Origin of the sequence: Vibrio sp. St2 (genome assembly GCF_947311885.1) — a bacterium.
Taxonomy (GTDB): domain Bacteria; phylum Pseudomonadota; class Gammaproteobacteria; order Enterobacterales; family Vibrionaceae; genus Vibrio; species Vibrio coralliilyticus.
In genome coordinates, this window is sequence record NZ_CAMZNA010000001.1 from 1,348,280 (window position 1) to 1,367,756 (window position 19,477).

A 19,477-nucleotide genomic window follows, 5' to 3' on the forward strand; every position below is an offset into this window, starting at 1 on the left:
ATCATTGCTCCTCTTTCAACTGATTGAAGTCTGAATGACAGTCGACACACAGCTTGATTTTCTGCTTGCGCTCCAAACCAAGGACTTTTGCTTTACTGGCATGAACATCATGACAGTTAGAGCAGGTGAGGTTTTTGGCATGCACATCATGTGTCCAGCTATCTTCACGCAGATACTTCGGCTTATGACAATCAGTACACTGGCTATTGGCCTTCAAAATGGCGTCAGGGTCTAGGTAGGTTTTGTCTGTTCCCTGCTGGGATTGTGCAGATGAGTACTTGATGACTTGCGGAGCACCTTCACGGTGGTCAGGCCCGATGTTGCTATGACAGTTAGTACAATTCACTTCACGACCTAGAATCTCATGAGCATTTTCACCATGAGATTGCTGAAGTGATTCTTTGGAATCCTTATGACATTGAATACATTTGTAATCTTTGTCCCGGATAAGCGTAACTTCATGACGAGTCGAGCTTTCTTCGGCTATAGGGGCAGAAGAATCAGCAGCAACGGCATGAAGAGAATAGCCATAGAGGCAGAATGCAAGAATGGTTTTCAGCATTATGACTATGGCCAACTTTATATTGCCCATTTTATCCTTTCCTTATTCCAGAACAGATTTTGAGCCAAGCTCAAAATAAACAGTCTGGTCAAAACTAATGCCCTTTAGCGGTATTTAAATCACCACTAAATGAGATCAATTCTTATTTTTGGAAAAGCCACAACGCTATCGATTACATTTTACTCAGCCTACTCTTTAGTAGTAGATTTTTTGCACAAAACCTCGATCCTTATCACCTTATTTTATACATGGTTAATAACCATAAGTCATTGATGATAATGAATTTCATTATCCATACCTAACAACACATCTACCCCTTTAGGGTTATTAAAAATCAACTTTGAGCCAGATCACTGACCTAAATTGATCTAAAGCAATGAAGGGTTATTCGTGAGTTTTTACAAATATTTCCTTTTATTACAATTTATTTCAGTTCTCCAATTCTTAATTTGGAATTAGCCAGTTCACAACGCTGCTAATAAAACAGAATTATGGAGATAGCACTGTGAATAAATTGCACTGGATACCAAAATCCGTTGCAGCAATAGTAATATTGGCGGGTACTGTTATCAGTACCACCAGCGTTGCTGCATCTGATGAAAAAGGCCTTATCGATCCTCGAAATCAGGCCTATGAACAACATCACCCTGATCAGTACCAATCTTGGAAAGAAACATCGGAAAGCGACCATATTGAAGATGCTCTCGCCGATGACCCCAATATGGTCATCATGTGGGCAGGTTATGGCTTTGCCAAAGACTACAATAAAGCCCGCGGCCACTTTTATGCCATTGACGACGTGCGCCAAACACTGAGGACTGGCGCTCCAAGTGACGAAAAATCAGGCCCAATGCCGATGGCTTGCTGGAGTTGTAAAAGCCCTGATGTAGGCCGAGTGATCGATGAACGTGGCGAAGACGGCTATTTCGATGGCAAATGGGCACGACTTGGCGATCAGATCGTTAACCCAATTGGCTGTGCTGACTGCCATGATACCCGCAGTGAATCATTCAAAAATGGCGAGCCCGCTTTAGCTATAACTAAGCCCTATGTAGAACGTGCTTTCCAAGCTATCGACAAACCTTTTGAAGAACAGTCACGCCTCGACCAACAAGCGACAGTCTGTGCCCAATGCCACGTCGAATACTACTTCACTGGGCCCAAAAAATCGGTCAAGTTCCCTTGGGATAAAGGCACCAACGTCGCGGCAATGGAAGAGTACTATGACTCTATTGGCTTCAAAGACTGGACGCATAAAGTATCGAAAGCACCGATGTTGAAAGCACAACACCCTGGCTATGAAACTTGGCGTGATGGCATTCATGGTAAGAACAAAGTCGCCTGTGTAGACTGCCATATGCCAAAAGTCACCAAGGAAGATGGCACTGTCTATACCGATCATAAAGTAGGTAACCCATTTGACCGCTTTGAAGACACCTGTGCCAACTGTCACACGCAAAGCAAAGATCAATTGAAGAACATCGTTTCATCTCGCAAAGCTCAGGTACTCAACATGAAGCTGACAGCAGAGAAACAAATCGTCGCCGCACACTTTGAAGCTGGAGCAGCATGGAAAGCTGGCGCGACTGAAGATGAAATGAAAGACATTCTTCAGGATATTCGTCATGCTCAGTGGCGTTGGGACTACGCGATAGCCTCTCATGGTATTCACATGCATGCGCCAGAAGTGGCACTTGAAGTGTTAGGTACAGCGGTCGACCGTGCGGCGGATGCCCGTACAAAATTGATGCGCTTACTCGCGACCAAAGGCGTGACAGAGCCCGTTGAACTGCCAGACATTTCGACTAAGGCCAAAGCCCAGCAGGCTCTTGGGATGGACATGGAAAAAATGAACAGCGACAAACAGCACTTCCTTAAAACGGTTGTGCCGGAGTGGGAAAAATCTGCTCAGAAACGCGAAGAGGCGACGTACTAGACACTCACTACTAATAAAAAACCTCCCTGACACGGGAGGTTTTTTGTTTTCAAGACGCGCCGTCAATTTATTCTCGGTCTAACATGGCTTTTGCTTGATTGAGCGAGTGAATTACCGCACCTCGGTCGATATCCTGACGCTGAGAGTCCAACAGTTGAGTCCAAGTATCGATGGCCTCTTGATAGCGAAAACTGATGAAATGATCATTGGCAATTAAGGTCAGAGCCGTCACATTACTGGCATCCAACTCCAGTGCCTTTGCCAGTAGATGATTCACCTCATCAGTCATACGCTGAGATCGTTCGAAATAAAGTGCAGTCGCCTTGGCAGCAAACTGATTGGCGCTAGCTTCCGGACTTAAGCGAATCGCATAATCGAAACAAGTGAGTGCCGAGGAAAAATCCTGTTCATTCAGATAACCGTGTCCCAGTTGAAACCATAACTCAGCCTGATTGGGGTCCTGCTTAAGCTGATGCTGGATAACTTGCATCCACCCATCATGAGTTTGAGCAGAAAGCACAGGTTGTTGAGGTTGTGGCGCTTCACCCCGTAGCCAAAAAAATACGGGGATTGAAATGACTAAACTGGTCACCAAGATACGCTTCATTTATCTGTTCTACTCACAAAGGAATAACTTCAATGATAGGCAGAATTATATCGTGTTAAGATAACGCTATCTTTGATCTCGCGGTAATAACCTTCATGAAAAACAAAGTCGTTCCTTCTCAGGAAACACAACAAGAAGCGATGAAAATCGCCAAAGCGACACAAAAGCCGGGCCAAACTAAAGAACAGACTAAATTGATTGCTCAGGGAATCGAAAAAGGCATCGCTCAGTACAAAAAGCAGCACAAAGATAAAGCTCGCCAAGCAGATAAAGCCAAGAAAAAAGCACAAAAAGCCAAGCAAGCTCAACACTCTGCCATCGCGCAGCCAGAAGCTGAAACAGTGACCACAGTAGAAGCGCAAGCAAAAACCAATATGCTACCATGGGCATTATTAGCCCTCAGTTGGATTGGTTTTATTATTTATGTCACTCAAATTTAGTCAGCTATGCTTCATCGCTTTGCCGATTACTTTACTCGCAGGCTGCACAACCCCAATCTCTCAACTTAATAAGGATGCCAGTAGCGTCCAGATTAGAATGGACAGCAGTTTCGATCCCGCGAACTGTCAGTGGCAGGGCGATCTGACTGGCAGTGAAGGACACTGGTACACCTACCTGTTCTACCCTAACGATGTCATGGTTCAGGGAGCGGTTAATCAGATAAAAAATCGCGCCAGTCAACTTGGCGCGAATACCGTTTATATGATGTCGCCACAAGACTTCACGACATCTTTTACCATACTGGGTAGTGCCTATAACTGCCCAATAGGCCGTTAGGCACAAAACCCTAAACTAGCGGCAATGTCCGCTTCTCTGTCTAATACCCACTGGCTGTCAAAAGGCCCCCAGTCAGACAACTGATAATACCCATCGTTGTGCCTGCGGCCATCCTGAATGAACATCAGTTCGATGCCAATACCAGGCAGAGCCTTGATTACGTCTTGAATCGTCCGGCGTGGCCAGCCCGTTTTCTCAATCAGTTTTGGCACATTCGGCCTATCGAGATTTTGGACCAGTAATGCTAAATATAAGCGCCTTGCAAAAACAGGACTCAATTCCATTGATACCTCCTATAAATTTCTAGAGTCATTATTTCTGTTTTGCTATGCGGTGTGTTGCGTTTGATCAATAACTCATCGATCCTCAACTTTTGAAACACATTTTTTTTGTCAGATGAAATATATCTGAGACACTTTTGTCTCTGATTACAGTTCCTGCTAGGATGCCAAAAAGCTTCTAATAACTTTATATAAGTCACTCTCAAAGGTTTAACTATGACAATCACCATGTACGGAATTCCGAACTGCGATACCATCAAAAAAGCCAAAAAATGGCTGGAAGCAGAAGGTGTGGAATTCCAATTCCATGACTACCGTAAACAGGGCGTTGATAAACAAATGGTTGAAACATTTTGCCAGCAACTAGGCTGGGAAAATGTGCTTAACAAACGCGGCACGACTTTTCGTCAGCTAACTCAGGAACAGAAAGACAGCCTGAACGAAGCCAACGCCATTGATCTGCTGGTAGAGCAACCGGCGATGATCAAACGCCCAATTTTAGTCTCTGGTGATGACTACCATCTTGGCTTTAAAGCCGATCAATACTCAGCCATTTTCTCTTAAGCAAAAGGAATTCAAGGATGACAGACAGCCCTACTTTGGCGCTTGCAAAAGACTTAATTAGCCGCCAATCGGTAACACCTGTGGATGCAGGTTGTCAGGATGTGATGATTGAACGCCTGAAAGCTTTAGGATTTGAAATTGAAGTGATGGTGTTTGAAGACACCACAAACTTCTGGGCACGTCGTGGCACAGAAGCACCGCTGTTTGCGTTTGCTGGTCACACTGATGTTGTGCCAGCGGGCAATGTCGAGCTATGGGATACGCATCCATTCGAACCGACTATGGTTGACGGCTATCTACATGGTCGCGGAGCCGCCGATATGAAAGGCTCTCTAGCAAGTATGATTGTTGCCGTTGAGCAGTTCATTGCCGAAAACCCTGACCATAAAGGTTCAATTGGCTTTCTGATTACTTCAGACGAAGAAGGCCCATTTATCAATGGCACAGTCCGTGTTGTCGAAACCCTAATGGCGCGCGACGAAAACATCGACATGTGTATTGTCGGTGAGCCATCAAGTACTGAACTCGTCGGTGACGTAGTGAAAAATGGTCGTCGAGGTTCTATCACCGGAGACTTAACCGTTAAAGGTATTCAAGGTCATGTAGCTTACCCGCATTTAGCTAAGAACCCCGTTCACCAGTCACTGATGGCGATTCATGAATTGGCATCAACCGAGTGGGACAAAGGCAATGACTACTTCCCACCTACCAGCTTCCAGATCCCGAATGTGCATGCGGGAACCGGTGCATCTAACGTGATCCCTGGCGAGTTCAATGTTCAGTTTAACCTGCGTTTCAGCACCGAGCTTAACAACGACATAATCGTTAAGCGTGTCACTGATACTCTTGATAAACACGACTTAGACTACGAGCTTAAGTGGACCTTCAACGGCGACCCATTCCTGACAGATACAGGCGCACTTCTCGACGCTGTGGTTGATGCCGTTGATACCGTCAATCAAACCAAACCAGCCCTACTCACCACCGGAGGTACATCCGATGGCCGCTTTATCGCCCGTATGGGTGGCCAGGTAGTCGAGTTAGGCCCAGTTAACGCGACCATCCATAAAGTGAACGAGTGCGTGAAAGTGGACGATCTTGAGAAACTGACCAAGATGTATCAGAAAACTCTGGAGAATCTTCTGGCGTGAACATGACCCCTGAGCAGCTGACTGGCAAAGTTTCAACTCACCTGACTGACACTATGTTTGGTCAGAAGGTTTTCGCCGTTCACCCTAATGTCGAAAACGATCTACAAGCTTTGCGACAAGCTGCTGCTCAGGCTGGTTTCAATCTCAATATTGCCAGCGGTTTCCGCGATTTTGAGCGCCAGAAAGCTATCTGGAACAGAAAGATGGCTGGTCAAACAGCCATTCTTGATCAAAACAGCCAACCTCTAGATAGCCAGCGACTTTCTGATTCAGAAAAGATTATGGCTATCTTACGTTGGTCTGCACTTCCGGGGGCCAGCCGACATCATTGGGGATGTGACTTCGATGTATTTGATCGCAGCAGTCTACCTCAAGATACTCAGTTGCAGCTTGAGCCATGGGAATACCTAACAGGTCATCAGGCAGAATTTTACCGTTGGCTCAAAGAGTCTCTGACTGAATTTGGTTTCTTCTTTCCATATGCAAAAGATCAGGGCGGTGTCGCAGCAGAGCCATGGCACATTAGTCATAGTGCAACGGCATCGTCTTGTTTATCCCAGCTTAGTCTGGAGACACTTCAAAAAGAGCTGATAAACAGTGGAATACAGGGTGAGGAAATGGTGTTGTCGAATCTCGAAACGATCTACAATCAATTTGTCACCAATATCTCCAATGAGGTGGATTAATGGAACTACTCACCAACCCTTGGGTGATCATCTTTATCGTCTTGAGTGTCATCATAGGTAATATTGCTGCACTGAAGTACACAGCCAAAATGAAGTTTGGACAAACGGACAAAAAAGCTCGCTCTCAGGACGAAGAATCCACTGAGCAAGAGGAAAAAAAAGACCCGTAATAACACGGGTCTTTTTCATTTAAGATGCACTATTTGATGTGATCCCAAGAAATATTGGAGACAATTCGGCATTCATCGCACTTAAAGTGGAAAATGTCATGCAGTGGTACATCCAATAACCACTCTCCACCGCACTTAGGGCATTTACGCTGTTTTTCATCTGTCAGACTTTTGCCACCAACTCGGTACTGATAGTAATAGGTTGGAATTTCCGTCACATACTCGATTCGACCACGCAAATCCCAGCCACGCTTGAAAAGGACACTGTCGGCATCACAAATTTCATGTAATGCCGCATGCTCTGCTCGGCAAGCACCAGCCATCTGGATTTCATCGCACGCCTGCCACTCAGTCTGCCATTTGATGACCGCTTTATGGTCGCCATTGAGTGTCGGGCCATTACGATAAAGAGGAATTGGTAACAAGCTTTCACCACTGCGCAAAGGCGAACAGGTATGCACATATGTGGTGTAGAGCACTTGCCATTCTGGTGTGGTTTCTTCTGCCGCTTGCTCTGAATTCAAATCTCGTCCAAGTAAACGGGCTTTCGGTGCCAGTAAGCACGCCTCTGCCAAACGTTCGATGCAGACGTTGACAAAATCCGAATGATATTTAGGGTGCAAACTTTCCTGCTCTGGGCACACTACCCGAACAAAAAATTCCCCTTCCCCCATCACGATAGGGAACTCACGTCCAAGTACCTGACCGTTATAACGCAACGCATCCATCAGGCCATTAATCGCTTTATCGACAGCAGAAATAGTGGTGTTATCAAAACACTCAAACTGTAATTCAACAACGTACATGGTTATACCGCTGGCTCTAGGTTAGCCAAAAACTCCACCACATTCTCGGCAAGAACATCGCGTTTATCAGTACCTAATCGTTCGAGAATAACGTTACCTGTCAGGTTACAAATGGAAATCACGTCCAATTCTGCATCGGTTGCTGCGATGAAAACCGTTGGCTTCAGTTTCAATCGACGCTGAGTGACTAGGTGACCAAGAATGTTTTCCTGCAAACGAACAAAATCTTCATCACTCCATACCTGAAGTAGCGTCAGCTCGTTCCCATTCCAAGTCGCCTCCATATCCGCACTGTACTGCGAACCATAGAAGGTTTTAATGTCTTGATGCAGTGCCAGTTCGATACCGTTTTCAACATTAGTGAAATCCGCTGGATGCTCACGCTCATATGCCTGCCATTCAACGTAATCAGTCTGCTTTTCTTCAACGCAAGGTGACACGAGATCCACCAGCTCTTCGCTTCTTGGCAAATGTCCATGGGCGTCAAGACAGCTCTGACGGTACTTTTCACTGAACGAGCGCAGCGCTTGCAAGGCAGTTTCAGCCATTAGATTCTCCAATTGAGTCTTCGAATGTTCGCTTTTAACGACAGGATTGCGTAAAATTCTCGCCATTCTAATCCAAATCTATGCAAAGTATGAGCAAATATTCTGACGCAAAGGAACTGGCGGGATTAACGCTCGGTCAAAAAACCGAATACGCCAACCAATACGACGCTTCTTTACTTCAACCTGTACCACGCAGCTTAAACCGCGATGACCTGAATCTGGGTGATGAGTTGCCATTTCAGGGCTGTGATATCTGGACACTGTACGAGCTGTCTTGGTTGAACGAGAAAGGCCTGCCACAGGTAGCCATTGGCGACGTGTCCATTCCTGCGACCAGTGCTAACCTGATTGAATCCAAGTCCTTTAAGTTGTACCTCAACAGCTTTAACCAAACCCGCTTTAGCTCATGGGATCAGGTTGAACAAACATTAGCGAAGGATCTCTCCCACTGTGCAGGTGAAGAGGTTTCAGTCACTATTCGTTCTGTCGTCGACTATACCGACAGTGTGGTCGTGACAATGGACGGTGACTGCATTGATGATCAGGATATTGAGATTGAGAGCTACGAGTTTGATACCAGCTTGCTAGAAGGTGCCGCCGAACAAGAACACGTCTCGGAAAGTCTGCATAGCCATCTTCTCAAATCCAACTGTCTGATCACTAACCAGCCAGATTGGGGCAGTGTAGAGATTCAGTATCAGGGTCAAAAAATCAATCGTGAAGCTCTGTTACGCTACCTAGTGTCATTCCGTGAACACAATGAGTTCCATGAGCAGTGCGTTGAACGTATTTTCACTGACATTATGAAATACTGTCAGCCAGAAAAGCTAACCGTGTACGCTCGATACACACGCCGCGGTGGTCTGGATATCAACCCTTACCGTTCAACCGAGCAGGCTCAGCCTACTCATAACCAACGTATGGCACGTCAATAAGGATTGGACTACAGAATGCAGATTTTGCGCTGGGAACGTTTGTTTGGACTATTGGTTTTGTTGCTATCATCTCAAGTGATGGCGTCAACCGTGTATTCATCGGCCATGCTCAATGAAGCCAGTACCTTGGTAGATATTGTGCCAAAACAGTCCAAACAGCTTGCGACCAGTTATCTCGCTCAGCGCAAACTGACCGACCAAACCGAAAAAAGCCCGTCGGCGATTTCCCGTGATGACTCCGATAGCCGAGTGCGAACGCCCGGCGGTACCATCGATGCACTGAAAATTCTTGCCCGTGCTGAATTCAACTTGGGTAATACCGATGCAGCGCTGAAATATCTGCATGAAGCCAAAGCACTGACATCCAAGTATCGCCTCCCATACTTACGTCTTGATTTACGATTGCTCGAAATTCGCTTGCGCTGGCAAATCGATGGTGATGCAGAAACCGCTAGAAAGGATATTGCGGAGGTTGAGCAAGCGTTTAATGCCATCCAGAATCCAGAACAACTGGCTAAGGGGCTCAATTATCAGCTGACAATGCTCAAAGCAGATATCGCATCTGCTGAAGGCCAGATCGAGCTCGCCAATCAGTTGTACGAGGACGTGATCCCTTATATCGAACAGTCGAATAATAAGCATACCGTCATTGCCTACCATATCGCCTTGGGCAAGCACTTTCTGGCTCATAAGATCTACAACAAAGCCCTATCAGAGCTGCTAACCAGCTACTGGAGCGCAATTGAAGATACATCTGGTCTACAGCTGGCTGAAGTGAATCGCCTACTAGGACAACTTTTCTACGAGCGACGCGTACTGGACAAAGCAACGGATCACTTTTCGCAAGCTGCCGATTTTTACGACAACTATGAAAACTCGCCGATTCTGCCTCCAATTCTCAAACGTATGGGCGATATCTATTACCATCAGGGCAGATACAACCTCGCGTTAGTGCACTACTTCAATGCCATCGATCACGAGCGTATCCAGAATAATATTGAAAACGTCATCGCCATTCGTCTCGCACTGGCAGCCACCTACTTGCAACTGGTTAACTTCCCTCTCGCCGAGCAATATCTTGAGCGTGCCGAAGAGCTGCTGAGCTATGTTGATATTCCAAAGCTCAAAGCACAGGCGTTGCTGTTGGAGGCAGGTTTAGCCTCACATCAGAGGCATCCCCAAGAGGTAGTCGCCAAAGCCACTAAAGCATTAGACATCGCAGTCGAGCTCGAGGATCTCTCGATACAGAAAAATGCCTATCAGATGCTTAACGTAGGTAATGAACTACTGGGTAACTACAAAGCCGCGTTGCAATATCTCCAGCAATACAACGCGCTGGCGAATATTGAACAGCAAGAGTTGGATTTGATAAACGAGGATGACTTTCGACAGCAGAAAGATGTCGTGGAGCAAACACTGCACCTCGTGGGGCAAAAACAACAACTGGAGCAAACTGAAAACGAGTATCGCAAATTCCAGAAAATCTCTTTCACGTTGTTTGTCACCTGCGCACTGCTGTTTATATTTTTGCTCCGCCGTGGTCACATCATGAGTGTGCAAAAAGATGAAATCGATGAACTGAATGATGATCTCTATACTCACTCCCGTTCTGGCCTGAAAAACCTTCGTATGCTCAACGCCAAGCTTCCTGCATCGTTGGAAGCGAGCAGCCACAAGTTTGAAAAGTGGCATGTGGGTGAACTGATCCACGAACCACTGAATGATCGACTGCGCTTTGTGATGATAGATGTACCCTTCCTGCGCAATATGTACTTACAACATGGCTACTCAGATGGACTCAAGATTGAGAAAGCCTTCGGTCAGTACCTCAGAGAGAAGGTACAACGCCCAGCAAGGGTGTATCATTTCTCTGATGCGAACCTACTCTACATAGAGCCGAACAGTGATAGCATGGCCGACCCAGAGCTGGTGTTTGAAAAGATTCAAAGCTGGGTAGATGAATTTGCGCAGAAGTATGGGCTAAATAACATCATTCGTATGGGCATGGCCGATTACCCGTTTTTGCCTCGTGCTTACACTGCAATCAATGACAAAGAATTGCTGGATATTTTGCTCATGTCGACCAGCGCTGCTCGTACTTTGAGTATGAAAGAACATTCAAGCCAGTGGGTGTATCTGAAAGCGATAGAGAATGCGCCTGCGGCCAGCCTAGCAACCGGTAATATTCGCAAAGCGTGCAAACATTCCATCAGTCAGGGGCTGATAAAAGTTCACTCTTCTTACAAGAATGAGGAGAGCATCAAAAAATTATTAAAAGATGAGTAAAAGCTGCTCAAACAGACCGTGTTGAACGTGACGCGGTAATTTTATTTGTTATTATCGTTTGATTAATTAATAAGATCGTCTTCGATCTTATCTTCATAAGCATAGATTTTCATGGGCGTCCTCGAGCAAGATATTCAGTCACAGCTGCACAATCTGAAATCTCAATTAGAGCAAGTTCGATTGACACAAAGAGATACCTCGTTCAAATTTAAAAGAGAACAAAAGGTATTGAAGCGCATCATTGCATCACTGAGTGATGCATGCGGCGGTGAAGATCCAAGACTGAAGTCAGGGCTAACCGAACTTAGACAAGCCATAGAGCAACAAAAAGATGTCAGTTCTCTTATCCCGAAGTTGGCAGTACTTGAGCGCTTGCTTAAGCAACAGAGTGTGGCTATGGAAAAACAAACGGAGCATCTGGATTCCCAGATAAAACACAGCGGTGAAACCCTGTTACGTGTGACTGGGCTACCTGCCAAAGTAAAGCGCGACCTGCGTGACCTGCTCAGCTATTCCAACGGTGTCGAACGCCCGAAAGCCGATTCGGCAATGAAGCTGCTTGCCATTTACGAACGCTCCCTGAAAATCATTACCTCCAATCCCGATACTGCCATCAATCAAATTACCAATAGTGCTGATAAAGAACTGCTATTGCGACTTTCTGATGAACTTCAACATGTCATTACTGAGCTGGACTTTGAAGGCGAATCTGGTGACTTACTGACAGATATCCGCGCTAAGCTGCTCCTCGGTGTCAATACACACGTGTTGATTGAACTAACTCTGCAAGTACTTAAGCTGGTTATCGAAGGCACAAAATACGAGCGCAAGACCTCAGAACAATTTCTCGAGCAAGTTAATGCTTCCCTCTCCTCAACGCTGAAAAGCTCTTCGCAGAATGTCGATCAAAGTCAGACCTACTTTGAACATCGTCAGGAAATGAATGGTGAACTGGATGAATTAGTTGCTGAGACTAAGGCCAAGGTCGACGCGGCTAGCTCTCTCGATTCGCTGCAAACTCAACTCAACCCATTATTAGCCAAGCTAAGTTCTCTTTCTGAACGTCTTCATCATGCAGAGCAACGTGAACAAGCACTGATCGAACGTATGGGCTATGGCAAGAGTCAGATAGAAGCTTTATTCGAGGTGACACAAGATTACCGTCGACGTCTGGAAGACCAGGCTCAACGCGTCCTCTTAGATCCATTGACCAAGGTTTACAATCGCACAGCGTTTAATGACCGCTTGGAGCTGGAATATCGACGCTGGATACGCTCGCAGAACAACTTGCGTATTATTTTGCTCGACATTGATGGCTTTAAAGCAATTAACGACAGCTTCGGCTACACCGCCGGAGACAAGGCGTTAAAAATCATCGCTCGTACCATCAAGAAAGAACTGTCTGACACCGACACTGTCGCCCGCTTTTCAGGTGAAGAGTTTATCGTACTGATGCCAGATAGCTCAGATAATGATTGCTTTAATACTATCCAGAGCATTCAGAGCAAAGTGGCCAAACTGCCGTTCAAATTCCGCGAACAAAACCTGGTCATAACCATGTCAGCATCCAGCACTGGCTTTAAAGAATCTGATACGCCAGAGGAAGTACTGGAGCGTTTAAATCGCGTTCTCAACGAAGCCAAAACCATTGGCCCTAACCAGCTTGTTTGGAAATAACCCTACCCCCTCCTCCTTCCCAAAAGACATTCATGCCGTGATTGATGTAGATATATCAATCAGTTAGCCTTTTATATCCGTCAAAGCGTGCTAAGCTTGATAGTACCTCTCGCGATTCAATCGCTTGATTAGCAGCCATTATCGCGCTGAGGCACAACAACAATAAGAAAGGTTTTGTAGAGAAGTTTTCTCTCATCAAGGAGGTCACTATGATCACTCACATCAGTCCGGCTGGTAGTATGGATCTGCTTTCTCAACTCGAAGTTGAGCGTCTTAAGAAAACTGCCGCCAGTGATCTGTATCAGCTCTACCGAAATTGTACGCTTGCGGTGCTGAATTCAGGTAGCCACACAGATAACTCCAAAGAACTGCTCGATAAATACAAGTCGTTTGATGTCAACGTGGTTCGCCGCGAACGCGGCATCAAACTCGAACTCAGTAATGCCCCTGAGCATGCTTTTGTTGATGGGCACATCATCAAAGGGATCCAGGAGCATTTATTCTCCGTGTTGCGTGACATTGTCTACGTCAACATGCACCTTGCAGACAACCAGCGCCTCAACTTAACCAATGCTAGTCACATTACCAATCTAGTGTTTGGCATCTTGCGTAACGCAGGCGCCTTAACCCCAGGCATTGAGCCTAACCTAGTGGTCTGTTGGGGAGGTCACTCCATTAACGGTACGGAATATCAGTACACGCGAGAAGTCGGCCACGAACTAGGCCTGCGCGAGCTTAACATCTGTACAGGCTGTGGCCCTGGTGCGATGGAAGGCCCAATGAAAGGCGCTGCAATTGGTCACGCAAAACAGCGTTACTACGATCAACGTTACTTGGGTCTGACCGAGCCATCCATCATTGCGGCTGAGCCACCAAACCCCATTGTCAACGAACTGGTCATCATGCCAGATATCGAAAAGCGTCTCGAAGCGTTCGTGCGTATGGCACATGGCATTGTTATCTTCCCTGGCGGCGCAGGGACAGCAGAAGAGCTGCTTTATATTCTTGGCATCATGATGCACCCAGATAATGCCCACCAGCCTCTGCCTATCGTCCTAACAGGTCCAAAGGAAAGTGAAGAGTACTTCCGCTCCATTGACCGTTTCATTGGCGAGACATTAGGCGAAGAAGCTCAGCGCCATTATGAAATAGTGGTTGATGACCCAGAAAAAGTCGCGCAAATCATGAAACGTGGCATGAGCGATGTTCGCCAACATCGTAAAGACACAGGCGATGCTTACAGTTTCAACTGGTCGCTGAAGATTGAGCCAGAGTTTCAGCTGCCATTCGAACCAACACATGACAATATGGCCAGTCTGGATCTGCATCTCAATCAGCGTCCGGAAAACCTGGCAGCGGCTCTAAGGCAGGCCTTCTCAGGCATTGTTGCGGGTAACGTCAAAGCCGAAGGGATTCGTGAAATTGAACGGCATGGTCCATTTGCCCTTGATGGCGATGCTACGCTAATGAAGAAAATGGATAAACTTCTGCGTGACTTTGTCGAGCAAGATCGTATGAAATTGCCTGGTGGAACCGCGTACGAGCCTTGTTACCAAATCAAGACCTAGTTTAACAACTAGCAATCTCCCCCCCATGCTTTACAATAAGGGCTTCTCAGCCCTTATTTTTTTGATTTTCATGTCTATTCATCTTGTTATTATCGACGCTCTGAATCTCATTCGACGTGTCCATTCAGCTCAACCAGACCCAAACGACATAGCAAGAACCATTACCACAACGACACGAACACTGAATCGAATCATCAACGAATCGCAACCAACGCACATCATCGCGGTATTCGATCATCACCTCCAAGAAAGAGGTTGGCGTGCTGACGTCCTCCCTGAATACAAGCAAAACCGAAAACCCATGCCAGAGCCGTTACTTAACGGTTTGGATGCAATACAGCAAGCATGGTGGGAACTGGGGATTGATTCTCTGCTGTCTGAAGGCGATGAAGCAGATGATTTGGTGGCAACGTTGGCAATGAAAGTGGCCAGCCACAAAGAAAAGGTGACGATCATTTCAACAGATAAGGGCTACTGCCAGTTGCTGTCACCAACTTTGCAGATCCGCGATTACTTTCAACATCGCTGGCTCGATGCACCTTTTATTGATAAAGAATTCGGCGTCAAACCCTCTCAGCTCGCTGACTACTGGGGGCTGGCAGGCGTGAGTTCTAGCCAAGTGCCAGGAGTTCCAGGTGTTGGCCCGAAGGCGGCCAAAGAAATCCTTACACAGTTTGAAGATATTGAACAAGCCTATGCATCCGATGAGCTGGTTGCTAAATATCGCAAGAAACTGGATGAGCACATTGATTCAGCCCGCCGATGTAAAAAAGTTTCTGCACTGAAAACAGACATTGAGTTAGGTTTCAATCTACAAGATATTCGCTTTACCGGTGCCAATACTCCAACAACCTAACGCCTGACTAACATCAAGCCTTTGATTATAAAACAATGTTTATAAAATCTGTTGTGAAATCCTTTGCTTTCACACAGTTAACATTCAATTAATCAATACCAGATTGAGTATTGATTAAATTTCAATCAACATCACAGCACTACTGACTAATTTCTCTATTTTTCATAGCTCCAATAACAAGGAGCATAATAATGAAAAATACTATTTTACTAAGTCTTGCTGTTGTCTTTTCACTGCCAGCCGTAGCACAAACCTGCGGTCAGCACCTCGACGTTGGCTTACCTTCCTATCAATCTGATCAAGTCCTTTGCCGCGACGGCTACGCGGTAGGCTACAACTACCAGATGAAAAACGCAGACTGGGTTGCTTACCACATTACGGCAGACAGTGTGAACGCCAGCTATAAACGCAGTAACAATTTCAAAGAGGACACTGAACTGCCTGATTACGCACGCTCAACCCTCGCCGATTACAGTGGCTCTGGTTACGACCGTGGACACCTTGCCCCTTCAGCAACAATGGACTTTAGTCAGGAATCAATGACACAAAGCTTTTTGATGAGCAATATGTCACCTCAGCTTCCGGGCTTTAATCGAGTCGGCTGGCGTATTTTGGAGGAACATGTCCGCGATCTCGCCAATGAATATAACGAACTGTACGTCGTGACTGGGCCAATTTATCAAGGCGGTGAAAGCAGCATTGGCGACAATGTCGTGATTCCAAGTGCATTCTATAAAGTCATTCTTGACCCCTACTTCAACGATGCAATTGCGTTTGTAGTCCCACATCGTGATGTTTCCAGTAGCGAACTGGCAAGCTTTGTCACCACTATTGACGATGTCGAACAACAAACCGGGCTGGACTTCTTCTCACTACTTAGTGATAGCGTTGAGAATTCAATGGAGTCTCAGCTTTGGGAGATGTGGCCTACATCTGAGTAAATGTAAAAAACGCTCCCGAGGGAGCGTTTTCTTATCTTGGTGAGATGTTTGATAAGCACTGAACATGAACCGTGATCTCTTCACGATCATGGTAAAGATGTTTCGCCTGAAGCTTAAATTTCACTTTGTTCTCAATCAGGAAGATCTTGAGATTTTCAATATCTTCTAGAACTTCATCGTAACGACCTTTCATAGGCAATTTCAGGTTAAATAACGCTTCTTTGGCCCATCCGCTGATGATCCACTCACCCATTAATTGAGCAACGCGAGACGGCTTCTCAACCATGTCACAAATAAGCCAAGTCACGTTTTTACGTGCAGGCTCAAATTTGAAGCCATCTTCCTGATGATGCTTAACCTGACCAGTTTCCATCAAGCTGTCGGCCATCATGCCATTATCCACTGCATGAACAAACATCGATCGCTTAACCAACTGATAAGTCCAGCCTCCTGGGCACGCGCCCAAATCGACCCCCCACATACCAGCAGCAAGACGTTCATCCCATTCTTCTCGTGGAATGAAGACATGAAACGCTTCTTCTAACTTAAGCGTTGAGCGGCTTGGTGCATCTGCTGGGAATTTGAGACGTGGAATCCCCATAAAGAACTGTGAGTTATTGCTTGGCAGAGAGTAACCAACAAAGCAGTGGCCAGGAGCAACAAAACAAATATGCAGCACAGGCTTTTTAGGGCTGTCTTTCGGGAACAAAATGCCTTTGCCACGCATGGCTTGGCGCATGGGAACCGTGAACTTACGACAAAACTTAAGCAGTTCTTTCGCTTCATTGGTATCCGGTGTTTCGATGCGGATATCGCCACAACGCGGGAAAGACTCAACCTCGCTGAGTTCCTCTAAAATAGGAGAGATACGATCTTCACGTGGAAGGTCTTTAATCTCCACCGCAACCGCAAACATCTGACGTGCGAAAATCAGCGACTTAAAGTCGAGTTCTTTCGCCAGACGTTCTGCATCACCCGGCTGATAACATTCAAACAGTACGTAACCAGTGTTATTTTTTACACGAGGGAAGCCAAACACTTCAAGTTGGGTAGCGCGATCCTGAATCTCTCCAGCACACTCTTTTTCAAAACCAGCTCGGCAGTAGAGCATTAAGTGTTTCACTGATTCACCTCTTTAATCTGTAACGCTGCGAAAACAAACAGTCCCCAGCCAAGCATAAAGGTTAAACCGCCAAATGGAGTAATAGGTCCAAACCATTTGATTCCGGTTAATGCAAGGGCATAGAGGCTGCCACTAAAACAAAAGATGCCGATGATAAAGCAATTTGCAGCAAGGGCGAAATATTTTTGCGCTTTCTCAGCCATCCCCACCGAGAGTAAGGCTCCACAAAGTAAAATCGCTAGGGCATGAATAAATTGATACTGAACGCCTGTATTAAAGACCTCCAGTAAATAAGGTGATAGTGATTGCTTTAACCCGTGTGCGGCGAAAGCGCCAAGTGCGACGCCAACTCCGGCAAATATTCCACCAACGGTAAGTAACTGCTTACTTTTCACCATAGCTCTCCAATATAAAATCAGCTAAATGCTCAACCGCCAAATCAATATTGCCCGCTTCGGTATGACCAGAGCTTTTTCTGGGTTTGAAACTATGATCGCCATCAGGGATAAATTTCACCTTGATGTCATCTGAGAGAGCGAAGTCTTTAAACTCTTCTTGCTTACCAAAAGTATCCCTCTCCCCTTGAAGGATTAAACACGGCTTGTCGAGCGTCGCCAGATGCTCACCTTTGTACTTTTCGGGTTTACCCGGCGGATGAAAAGGAAAACCTAAACATGCAATCGCTGCCACATTACTGTTTTCAGCAAGTAAGCTGGCCATGCGCCCGCCCATGGATTTCCCACCAATCACAACTGGCACATCAGAAAACTTGGCAATCACAGCCTGATACGCTTCCAGAAGCTTAGGCGCTCGATCTGGCGGACGACGTTTACCATCTTCGGCACGTTTCACCATATAAGGGAAGTTAAAACGGACAACTTGAACCCCTTTCTTCGCTAACCCTTTTGCCACTGCCGTCATGAAATCATGCTCCATCCCAGCTCCCGCACCGTGAGCAAAAATAAAAACAGGGTTGCCTTGCTCACCATCAATCAGGAAATCAGTCATCAAGTAACTCCTCTTGCTCACTTTGTGCCTTGGCAAGCATCCAGTCACGGAATGTAGCAATACGCCCCATGTCGGCCTGCTTATCATGGCACACCACGTAGAACGCGTTCTTAGACACTAACACTTCATCAAATGGAGCAATCAATCGCCCAGCTTCCATTTCTGGTTGAGCTAACACGTTGTTGCCTAGCGCTACCCCTTGCCCGTGCGCAGCGGCTTGTAACACCATCGTAGAGTGGCTAAAGATAGGCCCGTGGTTGACATTGATCCCTTCAATACCATGTTCTTTTGCAAACTGTTTCCAGTCTTTGCGTGAAGTGTCATGCAGCAAAGTGTGTTTCTTCAAGTCCGTTAGAGTTTCTAATGGTTTATTGCTCAATAACAGGGATGGTGAACAAAGCGGAATGAGGAATTCTTGATAGAGTTTATCCGCACGCAGACCCGGCCAATTTCCTCGACCATAGTAAATTGCCACGTCAACATCATCGGTAAGGGAGCCTTCATCCATATCCACCGCTTTAATACGAACATCAATATCCGGTTCCTGCTGATTAAAGTCAGCCAGACGCGGAACCAACCATTGGATCGCAAAGCTTGGCGGCAAACTGATCGTCAATGCGCCCTTCTCACTGCGCTCTAGCACTTTATCTGTGGCTTCTGAAAGAGAAGTAAAAATATCTTTTATATCCAGAAAGTAGCTTTGACCTTCTTCCGTCAGCAGTAATGAACGGTTGCGTCTCCTAAAGAGCTTCAGGCCAAGAAACTCTTCTAACGCTTTGATTTGATGGCTAACTGCAGCCTGAGTCACAAATAACTCCTCCGCAGCTCTAGTAAAGCTCAAATGACGTGCAGCAGCTTCGAACACTTTCAGAGAGTTCAAAGGTGGCAATCTTCTAGACATGGTGCCCTTCCATAAATTGGATTAGTTTTTTTAATCTGAAACATTATAAAATGTCCATTGCCTGACGACCAGAGAAATTCTATATTTCCTCCCG

22 protein-coding genes are annotated in these 19,477 nt (G+C 46.0%); 13 read left to right on the plus strand and 9 right to left on the minus strand.

Translation table 11 applies throughout. The annotated features are described in order from the left end of the window. Position 1: 1 nt before the first annotated feature. Positions 2-592, minus strand: a complete 591-nt coding sequence (nrfB, locus tag QMA41_RS06260; protein WP_043007198.1) for a cytochrome c nitrite reductase pentaheme subunit — start codon at positions 590-592, stop codon at positions 2-4. 475 nt (positions 593-1,067) lie between these two features. On the opposite strand from nrfB, the gene nrfA reads away from it, so the two are divergent. Beyond that, positions 1,068-2,498 (plus strand): ammonia-forming nitrite reductase cytochrome c552 subunit, encoded by a 1,431-nt coding sequence (gene nrfA, locus QMA41_RS06265; protein WP_281629126.1) that lies wholly within the window; start codon positions 1,068-1,070, stop codon positions 2,496-2,498. A 67-nt stretch (positions 2,499-2,565) separates the two neighbouring features. Here nrfA and QMA41_RS06270 read toward each other — a convergent pair whose 3' ends face one another. Further along, on the minus strand, positions 2,566-3,105 hold the full coding sequence (locus QMA41_RS06270; protein WP_019276179.1) for a tetratricopeptide repeat protein: 540 nt from the start codon (positions 3,103-3,105) through the stop codon (positions 2,566-2,568). Positions 3,106-3,200: 95 nt separating this feature from the next. Between QMA41_RS06270 and QMA41_RS06275 the strand changes: the two genes are divergently transcribed. Both QMA41_RS06275 and QMA41_RS06280 read left to right on the plus strand, forming a co-directional pair. Beyond that, complete coding sequence (locus tag QMA41_RS06275) at positions 3,201-3,545, plus strand: DUF2956 domain-containing protein (RefSeq protein ID WP_006959539.1); 345 nt, start codon at positions 3,201-3,203, stop codon at positions 3,543-3,545. Further along, complete coding sequence (locus QMA41_RS06280; protein WP_281629127.1) at positions 3,529-3,882, plus strand: DUF4156 domain-containing protein; 354 nt, start codon at positions 3,529-3,531, stop codon at positions 3,880-3,882. Before QMA41_RS06275 ends, QMA41_RS06280 begins: the two co-directional genes overlap by 17 nt. On the opposite strand, the gene QMA41_RS06285 is transcribed toward QMA41_RS06280, so the two are convergent. Continuing rightward, complete coding sequence (locus QMA41_RS06285; RefSeq protein WP_038161197.1) at positions 3,879-4,166, minus strand: helix-turn-helix domain-containing protein; 288 nt, start codon at positions 4,164-4,166, stop codon at positions 3,879-3,881. The genes QMA41_RS06280 and QMA41_RS06285 overlap by 4 nt on opposite strands. A gap of 213 nt (positions 4,167-4,379) precedes the next feature. Here QMA41_RS06285 and QMA41_RS06290 point away from each other — a divergent pair, with 213 nt between their 5' ends. Genes QMA41_RS06290 through QMA41_RS06305 form a run of 4 tightly spaced genes read left to right on the plus strand, consistent with a single transcriptional unit; the run spans position 4,380 to position 6,734 of the window. Beyond that, positions 4,380-4,727 carry an ArsC family reductase gene (locus QMA41_RS06290; protein ID WP_006959542.1) on the plus strand — a complete coding sequence of 116 codons (348 nt, stop codon included), beginning with the start codon at positions 4,380-4,382 and terminating at the stop codon, positions 4,725-4,727. Positions 4,728-4,744: 17 nt separating this feature from the next. Next, entirely contained in the window at positions 4,745-5,878 is a 1,134-nt protein-coding gene (gene dapE / locus QMA41_RS06295) for a succinyl-diaminopimelate desuccinylase (RefSeq protein WP_281629128.1), read from the plus strand. A 2-nt stretch (positions 5,879-5,880) separates the two neighbouring features. After that, positions 5,881-6,564 (plus strand): M15 family metallopeptidase, encoded by a 684-nt coding sequence (locus QMA41_RS06300; RefSeq protein ID WP_281629129.1) that lies wholly within the window; start codon positions 5,881-5,883, stop codon positions 6,562-6,564. Continuing rightward, on the plus strand, positions 6,564-6,734 hold the full coding sequence (locus tag QMA41_RS06305) for a DUF2897 family protein (RefSeq protein ID WP_019276172.1): 171 nt from the start codon (positions 6,564-6,566) through the stop codon (positions 6,732-6,734). Before QMA41_RS06300 ends, QMA41_RS06305 begins: the two co-directional genes overlap by 1 nt. A 29-nt stretch (positions 6,735-6,763) precedes the next feature. Here QMA41_RS06305 and QMA41_RS06310 read toward each other — a convergent pair whose 3' ends face one another. Then, positions 6,764-7,540, minus strand: a complete 777-nt coding sequence (locus tag QMA41_RS06310) for a Zn-ribbon-containing protein (protein ID WP_281629130.1) — start codon at positions 7,538-7,540, stop codon at positions 6,764-6,766. A gap of 2 nt (positions 7,541-7,542) precedes the next feature. Further along, on the minus strand, positions 7,543-8,088 hold the full coding sequence (gene syd / locus QMA41_RS06315; RefSeq protein ID WP_019276170.1) for a SecY-interacting protein: 546 nt from the start codon (positions 8,086-8,088) through the stop codon (positions 7,543-7,545). A gap of 89 nt (positions 8,089-8,177) precedes the next feature. Between syd and queF the strand changes: the two genes are divergently transcribed. From queF to QMA41_RS06345, 6 genes are all read left to right on the plus strand, one after another. Further along, a complete protein-coding gene (gene queF, locus QMA41_RS06320) occupies positions 8,178-9,023 on the plus strand; it encodes an NADPH-dependent 7-cyano-7-deazaguanine reductase QueF (protein WP_029236152.1) in 846 nt (281 codons plus the stop codon). A 15-nt stretch (positions 9,024-9,038) separates the two neighbouring features. After that, entirely contained in the window at positions 9,039-11,309 is a 2,271-nt protein-coding gene (locus QMA41_RS06325) for a tetratricopeptide repeat protein (RefSeq protein WP_281629131.1), read from the plus strand. A 111-nt stretch (positions 11,310-11,420) separates the two neighbouring features. Next, positions 11,421-12,986, plus strand: coding sequence for a GGDEF domain-containing protein (locus QMA41_RS06330; RefSeq protein WP_281629132.1), 1,566 nt, complete (start codon positions 11,421-11,423; stop codon positions 12,984-12,986). Positions 12,987-13,195: 209 nt separating this feature from the next. Continuing rightward, positions 13,196-14,554, plus strand: a complete 1,359-nt coding sequence (ppnN, locus tag QMA41_RS06335) for a nucleotide 5'-monophosphate nucleosidase PpnN (protein ID WP_006959551.1) — start codon at positions 13,196-13,198, stop codon at positions 14,552-14,554. 70 nt (positions 14,555-14,624) lie between these two features. After that, positions 14,625-15,410, plus strand: a complete 786-nt coding sequence (gene xni / locus QMA41_RS06340; protein ID WP_095664679.1) for a flap endonuclease Xni — start codon at positions 14,625-14,627, stop codon at positions 15,408-15,410. Positions 15,411-15,601: 191 nt separating this feature from the next. Beyond that, positions 15,602-16,351 carry a DNA/RNA non-specific endonuclease gene (locus QMA41_RS06345; protein WP_281629133.1) on the plus strand — a complete coding sequence of 250 codons (750 nt, stop codon included), beginning with the start codon at positions 15,602-15,604 and terminating at the stop codon, positions 16,349-16,351. 31 nt (positions 16,352-16,382) lie between these two features. Here QMA41_RS06345 and rlmM read toward each other — a convergent pair whose 3' ends face one another. Genes rlmM through QMA41_RS06365 form a run of 4 tightly spaced genes read right to left on the minus strand, consistent with a single transcriptional unit; the run spans position 16,383 to position 19,383 of the window. After that, on the minus strand, positions 16,383-17,474 hold the full coding sequence (gene rlmM, locus QMA41_RS06350; protein ID WP_006959554.1) for a 23S rRNA (cytidine(2498)-2'-O)-methyltransferase RlmM: 1,092 nt from the start codon (positions 17,472-17,474) through the stop codon (positions 16,383-16,385). Next, on the minus strand, positions 17,471-17,869 hold the full coding sequence (locus QMA41_RS06355; protein ID WP_281629172.1) for a DUF423 domain-containing protein: 399 nt from the start codon (positions 17,867-17,869) through the stop codon (positions 17,471-17,473). Before QMA41_RS06355 ends, rlmM begins: the two co-directional genes overlap by 4 nt. Next, positions 17,859-18,482 carry an alpha/beta fold hydrolase gene (locus tag QMA41_RS06360; protein WP_281629134.1) on the minus strand — a complete coding sequence of 208 codons (624 nt, stop codon included), beginning with the start codon at positions 18,480-18,482 and terminating at the stop codon, positions 17,859-17,861. The genes QMA41_RS06355 and QMA41_RS06360 overlap by 11 nt, the downstream gene beginning before the upstream one ends. Next, the gene (locus QMA41_RS06365; RefSeq protein WP_019276541.1) at positions 18,475-19,383 is read right to left on the minus strand and encodes a transcriptional regulator GcvA; all 909 of its coding nucleotides are present in this window, start codon (positions 19,381-19,383) and stop codon (positions 18,475-18,477) included. Before QMA41_RS06365 ends, QMA41_RS06360 begins: the two co-directional genes overlap by 8 nt. Positions 19,384-19,477 lie beyond the last annotated feature (94 nt).